At 45.1% G+C, this 6,422-nt stretch carries 7 protein-coding genes; 3 read left to right on the top strand and 4 right to left on the bottom strand.

Annotated features, from left to right (window positions below):
* Positions 1-339 precede the first annotated feature (339 nt).
* The 3 genes from B3157_RS11025 to B3157_RS11015 form a co-directional block, all read right to left on the bottom strand.
* Positions 340-615 (bottom strand): type II toxin-antitoxin system RelE family toxin, encoded by a 276-nt coding sequence (locus tag B3157_RS11025; RefSeq protein WP_292590521.1) that lies wholly within the window; start codon positions 613-615, stop codon positions 340-342.
* Complete coding sequence (locus B3157_RS11020; protein ID WP_214061460.1) at positions 599-886, bottom strand: hypothetical protein; 288 nt, start codon at positions 884-886, stop codon at positions 599-601. The genes B3157_RS11025 and B3157_RS11020 overlap by 17 nt, the downstream gene beginning before the upstream one ends.
* A 653-nt stretch (positions 887-1,539) precedes the next feature.
* Entirely contained in the window at positions 1,540-2,211 is a 672-nt protein-coding gene (locus B3157_RS11015; RefSeq protein ID WP_292590518.1) for a hypothetical protein, read from the bottom strand.
* Positions 2,212-2,508: 297 nt separating this feature from the next.
* Here B3157_RS11015 and B3157_RS11010 point away from each other — a divergent pair, with 297 nt between their 5' ends.
* Together B3157_RS11010 and B3157_RS11005 are read left to right on the top strand one after the other, a co-directional pair.
* Positions 2,509-2,805, top strand: coding sequence for a WGR domain-containing protein (locus tag B3157_RS11010; protein ID WP_292590517.1), 297 nt, complete (start codon positions 2,509-2,511; stop codon positions 2,803-2,805).
* Between the two features lie 91 nt (positions 2,806-2,896).
* A complete protein-coding gene (locus B3157_RS11005) occupies positions 2,897-3,490 on the top strand; it encodes a site-specific integrase (protein WP_292590515.1) in 594 nt (197 codons plus the stop codon).
* A 71-nt stretch (positions 3,491-3,561) separates the two neighbouring features.
* Here the strand turns inward: B3157_RS11005 and B3157_RS11000 are convergent, their stop codons facing one another.
* Positions 3,562-3,918, bottom strand: a complete 357-nt coding sequence (locus B3157_RS11000; protein ID WP_292590513.1) for a formylglycine-generating enzyme family protein — start codon at positions 3,916-3,918, stop codon at positions 3,562-3,564.
* 672 nt (positions 3,919-4,590) lie between these two features.
* Here B3157_RS11000 and drmD point away from each other — a divergent pair.
* On the top strand, positions 4,591-6,422 hold a 1,832-nt coding region (drmD, locus tag B3157_RS10995), incomplete at its 3' end, for a DISARM system SNF2-like helicase DrmD (RefSeq protein WP_292590511.1).

Raw genomic sequence — 6,422 nt, 5'->3', positions numbered from 1 at the left:
AAGGATGGCAAAGTGATATAATTTCATTGCATGGGGGTGTCCCCGTGGGCGGAGCGGGCAAAGGGCTCCGCTTAACCTTTCTTTTCTATCCTTAGGAATATCCTCACAGAATTATCTTCGATTTCTCGTTTAGTGTGAAAATGGAGTCTGACCCTATTTAACACAAATTTGTGTTTTAGAGTTTGTCTGTGCCAAAACTGCAAAAATTGGAACATCGCGTTCCCGCAAGTCCTGAAGCAAGACCCCTGTGAAAAGGATTCCATTGAAAATAGAAGCTAACATTAGAATGATAGCAGATTTGGTTTTTAGATCACAGAAAGGGATCTATAGAAACTTCTCTTATCTATATGCATCTCCGCGCTTGATTATCTGAACCACAAGAATTACAAACTCATCTCCTCGCACCTGGAAAATGACTCTGTAATCACCGACCCTCAATCGAAGTAGTCCGTAGTATTTACCCGAAAGACTTTTAACGTCCGGTTTCTCCATCGCCTTTCCGTCGTAGTAATCTACAAGCTGTTGGAAGCTTTTGTCTATTCTATTCTTGACCGCGGTATTGAGCTCTTCATGTTGCCGTTTGCCCACTCTCGTGAAGCTAATCCGGTAACTCATAGCTATCGACGATTTCCAGATCCTCTTCCGTCATCTGATCCAGTATCCTTGTGAGTTCCTCATTCTCTTCGGGGTCGCATGGTTCGGCGTTAGCCATTATCTTGAAGTACAGAGAGTTGTAGCCTTCGGTCTTTATGAGATTCCATAGAGCCGTCTCAATGATTTCACTGGCGCTTTTGCCCTGTACACGACCTAGCTCCTTCAGAACCTTCCATGAAGAAGGCGTCATCATGATATTGTGTCTCTTTTTCGTTTCCTGAATATCCTTCATGCGATCACCGCCTTATACACACTATGTGTAAATTATACACCCATCTTTCGTGTCAATCCATACAGGCATGGAGATAGTCAAGAGATACTGATACTTGGCTTTCTACGACCCTTTATAATTGACCGTATAGACCCGACAGACAGAATTGGACTATATACTGAAGATCCGGCATTACAAAAGAATTCCCGGTTACTCTGTAATCCCCGAGAGACTCCGAACTGCCATTATCGGATATGTTTAGGAAAGAAAATTAGCCAGAAAAGAGGAACACAATAATTAGAACCAATATGATCAGCCCAGCTATAAAATACCTCATAGGCTTTATAGCATAAGTAGGTAAGAACCAGAGTATCAAGAAAGGAAGTATAAAAATTATTCCCATAGTTTTACTTCCCCTCTGTAGAAATGTATTCTTCTGAGATATCTATGCTCTTTTCGTGTTTTCATATAATACCCCTTTTATAGCCCCCTCTTTATACAGGACGATTCCAATGCGCTTGGGTGCTGTGTTATTAGGCAAGAAGGGGATTTGCTTATCGAAAGCTATATGCACCACAAAGCTAGCGGAAATAATCTCGTGACTTTCCTTATGCCGCTAAAAAGCTGCGGGTTTCTCGAAGAAAGAATGATAGTCTTTCTGAAGTAACTTGTCGTCAGATAGGTATTTCCGTGATCCCTTTGTCCGATAAATGCTTGACCCATACGTGGGATTTAGCAAACACCGCAACTGCGATTTCCACTTGAGGACCGTTGGCAATAAAATCCTTTATGGCCTTTAACTCCTTTTCAGGTATTCCATTGCGCGTGCGCGGTTGCCAGAAGTGTACTAGATAAGCTGCCTTATCCTGAATGCTTTTGCTGTAACCGCTGTTTATAAGTTTATCGTGATCTGGCTTCAGGTGGGTAGCAACTTCGTAATTGAGGCCAAGTTCAACAACAAAGGCCGGCATTAAAAAGCCCCTAGCGAAGACCTCTATTTCTTTGAATGGTCGAACCCGTTGAGGTAACAGTCCAGACTTCTTACTTGCTGCTACGGGATCCATAAGGTCTTCCCTATTCAAAATGGCGAGATCAACTTTCCCTCTACCACGCTTTCCTTTTCTCCGTAGAGGCTCTGGCCACTCTTTGTGAACGAGCGAAGCCTTATACGGGCTGTTTCCTATAGGGTACAAACCCTGCAAAGCTCTGTGGGAAGTTAACATAGTATATAGCTCACAGTGAAGGGAGTGCTCACAGCGATGGATGTAAGGCTCTCTTATGAAGTTATCCACGAGACTGTCTATTGAAGTTTCGAGTATCTTCTTTACGCTATCGAAAGAATACACAAAAAACCATCCCCTCTTCAGTTTAATAACCGGTTCAAAGCTTATGCTGAAATCATAGCCCATCTACCCTGAAAACCTAGCCGTAACAGACACACCTTTCAGAGCGAGTGTATCCACTAAGCAATTTAACTTAAGAGTATTATGTTAAATTCATCTGTTCTCTTCTAGCCCAATCCCAGTAAAGGCTTCATTCGAAACTCTACCTCTTCTGTTTGCTCTCTTTGATTTAGCATTTTACACAGTATGTGATATTATCTACTTATGTTAAATTACTGAATTTAGACACGGAGGCCTAAAATGCCATCGGTTTACCTGGAGAAAGTGATGCCCGAGAACAATATGAAGAGGTTCTATTTCATAAGCGATGAACGCCAGAGTACCTTTACCGGGTATCCGGTTACCATCATTTTCGCGCGGCTCTCCGAGCGCGCCACATTCGTGACTAAAATATTCCCGAACCAGGCTATGGCAACCAGATATGTACATAATAAGCTCAGGATAAGACATAGACACCATTATTCAGTGGTTAAACCGAGGTATTTGAGGGATAAGATAGACTCCAAGCCGGTCCAGCTCGGTCTATTTCCCTATTAAACGCCCCATTCTGCGCTTCTGATGGTGGTAATACATATATGAAGGTGCGACAAAAGAAAATGCGTTAGAGAGCGTTTTACGAGGTGTAGTTATGAAGGAAGTGCAGCCAATTAGGGATACGAAGAAAATCGATGCGATGAAGTCAATTATGAAGGGTGAATCCAATTACCGGGACCTTCTTTTGTTCGTTTTGGGAATAAATACAGGCCTTCGTATATCTGACATACTCGCTTTGAAGTGGTGCAGTTTTATAAACGGTGGTGGAAGACTACTGAAGTCAGGGGATCAGCTGAATGTTGTGGAGATTAAGACCAAGAAGATAAAAAACTTTATGATAAACAAGTCAGTCGCGGAAGCCTTGAAGCTCTACTACGATTCCCACGAAAGTGTATCTCCCGAAGATCCGGTATTTTCCTCCCGCAAAACAGCCGACGGTACCCTGCAACCCATAAGTCGCATAGCTGCCTGGCAGATGCTAAACAGATACGCCAATATGGTGGGACTGAATGACGGAATAGGCACGCACACACTCCGCAAGACTTTTGGCTATCACCTGTACAAGAAAGGTGTGGCGCTGGAATATATACAGAAAATGCTAAACCATTCTTCTCCTGCAATAACCCTTAGATATATTGGGATAACCCAGGATCAGCTGAACGATATCTATGTTGAGTTGAATTTATAACAGCTGGCTACTCCGTGCCCGGCGCTAGAAAACGCAGTAAAGGGTAAAAATGTAAAAAGGTTAAAACATAATCAGGGCAAAGCCCTTGCAATACGGAGGCCCAGACCGCTGCTCGTGGCAGAGGGCGAGACGTTGTCGCGGTAAGCTACCCATACGAAAGACACTCTGCAGTACCAACTGCCACCGCGAAACACCCGACAGGAACCAATGCTGTTGTATGGATTCGTCTGTGCAGAACTGGAGTAGTTTCCAAACCAGTCGCTGCACCATTCCCATAGGTTTCCGGACATATCGTACAGGCCCAGCTCGTTAGGCGCCTTCTTCCCGACTTCCTGGGTCTTACTCCCCGAGTTCGAATCGTACCAGGCAACGTCACCGACGGTACTGCTTCCAGCATACTCGTAACCCCTGCTCTTGTTCCCTCCCATCGCCGCATATTCCCATTCGGCTTCAGTCGGCAGCTGTATCCGAGTGCCTTCGTTATGTCAGTCATTATTCTTCCGTCTTTGTCCAGCTCCCTCCATCCTTTCTATACTCGTACTTTGTAATCGTCCCATCCGGATCGCTCCCACTCTAAGTGAATGTGCTACTGCTCTGAGAAACCTCTCCGGTCGGCCCACTTACCTTAGTTACTGTGGGAAGTCTACTTTGATGAGGAGGACATCCTGTCAATAGAAAAATGCCAGTTGTTAGCAACAAGAGCAAACAAAATCCGAAGAATCTGCTTTTCATACTTTTACCCCTATAGCGAGGCCTCGCACTTTAAGTAAGCACGTGAAGACTCAGGCAACATACAGAAAGAAGTGCAATGCACTCATACAATTAATATAGCAGTTGTTACATTCTATACAAAGTCAAACTCTGTTCCGTGAATTCTTGTCACTGAAGGTTGTTGGCGATTGTGGTTGATTTCCGAAGTGGTATTCTCTTATCAATCATCGAGCCTGGCGCAGAAAAGCTTCTCCCGGGCCGGCCATAAGTATTTGGGTGATTTCGGATACAATAAACGGCTAATCTGTTAGGTTTCGGAATTAATACCCAACAATGATAAACTTCAGTTACAGAGAAGAAATAGCGAGAATATGCAGGGTAGGTGTAGTATGGGCGCTAATATCCCAGAAGCTGGAAGACTTGCCAGAGTTAGGGACAGAATCTGGCTGATCAGTGATGTTTCGTTCTCTGACGATGTAGTATCTAACCCCGCAACGCTGGTGACATTAGAGAGCTTAGAAGATTCGGATCAGGGAAGCAAGACATCCGTCGTATTTGAAAGAGAAGTTGACTTCCAGGTTCTGCCCGAAAACATACTCCCCGACATTGGCAATTCACTCGACACTCCCGCAGTATTCGACAGCTTCGTCAATGCCCTGAGATGGACAAACAAGAGCATACTCGGCGGGGGTGTTATTCGGGCTCCGTTTTACGGTGCCATACAGCAGCAGACATTTCAGCTAGAGCCAGTGATCAAGGCTCTGTCTATGCCAAGGATAAGCCTTCTCATAGCAGACGATGTTGGCCTGGGTAAGACAATTGAAGCAGGTATGATAATCCAGGAACTCATTCTGAGAGGCAAGGCTCGCCGGATACTTCTTGTTTGCCCGGCATCTTTACAGCTCCAGTGGCAGTGGGAAATGGAAAATAAATTCGGACTTGACTTCAAAATAGTAGATAGCAACCAGATAACGAAATTCAAGAGGGAGTACGGGATAAACGTCAACCCCTGGTTAGCCTACCCCAGGATAATCGCCTCAATGGACTTTATCAAGATGGAGGGCAGGAAGACAGAATTTCTCCGCTCTTGCGAGGTTAATTCGGGTAAGTATATCCGCTCCTGGGATCTCCTGGTAGTAGATGAAGCCCACAACGCTATGCCCCAACCAACGAAGAAGTACTATCGAGATTCAGACAGGACGAAGATGCTCAATGAGATAGGAAGACACTTCGAGCATAAGATCTTCCTTACCGCTACACCCCACAATGGACGAAAGGAATCCTTTGTCGCCTTTTTGGATATGCTGGATCCTCTAAGCTTCAACAGAGGGGAAGATCCAGCGCTCAATAAAGCCAGCTTCAAAAGAAGGTTAGATCGAATAATGGTACGAAGATTGAAGAGGGGCCCCACAGGCGTTAAAGACTCTCTCGGTCGTGCAATGTTTGCAGGCAGAGAGATCGTTCCCTTAGACATAGATCCTTCAGAGGACGAGAAGAAGTCGTTGAGCTTACTCAATCAATACATTCACCAAAGGGTGCGTGGTGGAGAAAACGGCGAGAAAAACAGGCCTCTCGAGTTCGCTATGACGATCCTGAAGAAGAGGCTTCTCTCTTCACCAAGAGCTTTCTACAATTCAATTGTAGTTCACACGGAACACTTGAACGATGCGAAAGACTCTCCGAAGTACCTCCAGCTGATTATGGATAGGCTTGACGAAGACTGGGATAACGACGTCGTCAGAGAGCAGACCGAACAGGAGTTAATAAGCGCTACGGCAACCGATAACGGTAAGAACTACCTGAGTGAACTAATAAACGTCGCCTCCCGCCTCAGAAACAAGCCAGACAGTAAAGTGAAAGAGCTTATCAGATGGATAGACAACAACCTCAAAGAGAACGGCCGTTGGAACCGCGAAAGAGTCGTCATATTCTCCGAATTCAAAGACACAATGGAGTACATCACAGACCAGCTGATCGATCACGGTGTTGAAGAAGGGAGAATCCTCCAGCTCTATGGCGGTATGGAAATGGAAAAAAGAGAGGCCATAAAGGCGATGTTCGAAACCGATCCAGACGAATCACCCGCGAGAATACTCGTCGCAACCGATGCTGCCTCTGAAGGAATAAACCTTCAGCAACACTGCAGATATATGTTCCATATGGAGATCCCCTGGAATCCAATAAGACTCGAACAGAGAAACGGCCGAATAGACAGACACGG

The sequence above is a fragment of the Mesotoga sp. UBA5557 genome (assembly GCF_002425715.1).
GTDB lineage: Bacteria > Thermotogota > Thermotogae > Petrotogales > Kosmotogaceae > Mesotoga.
This window is presented reverse-complemented; position numbering and strand designations above follow the sequence as displayed.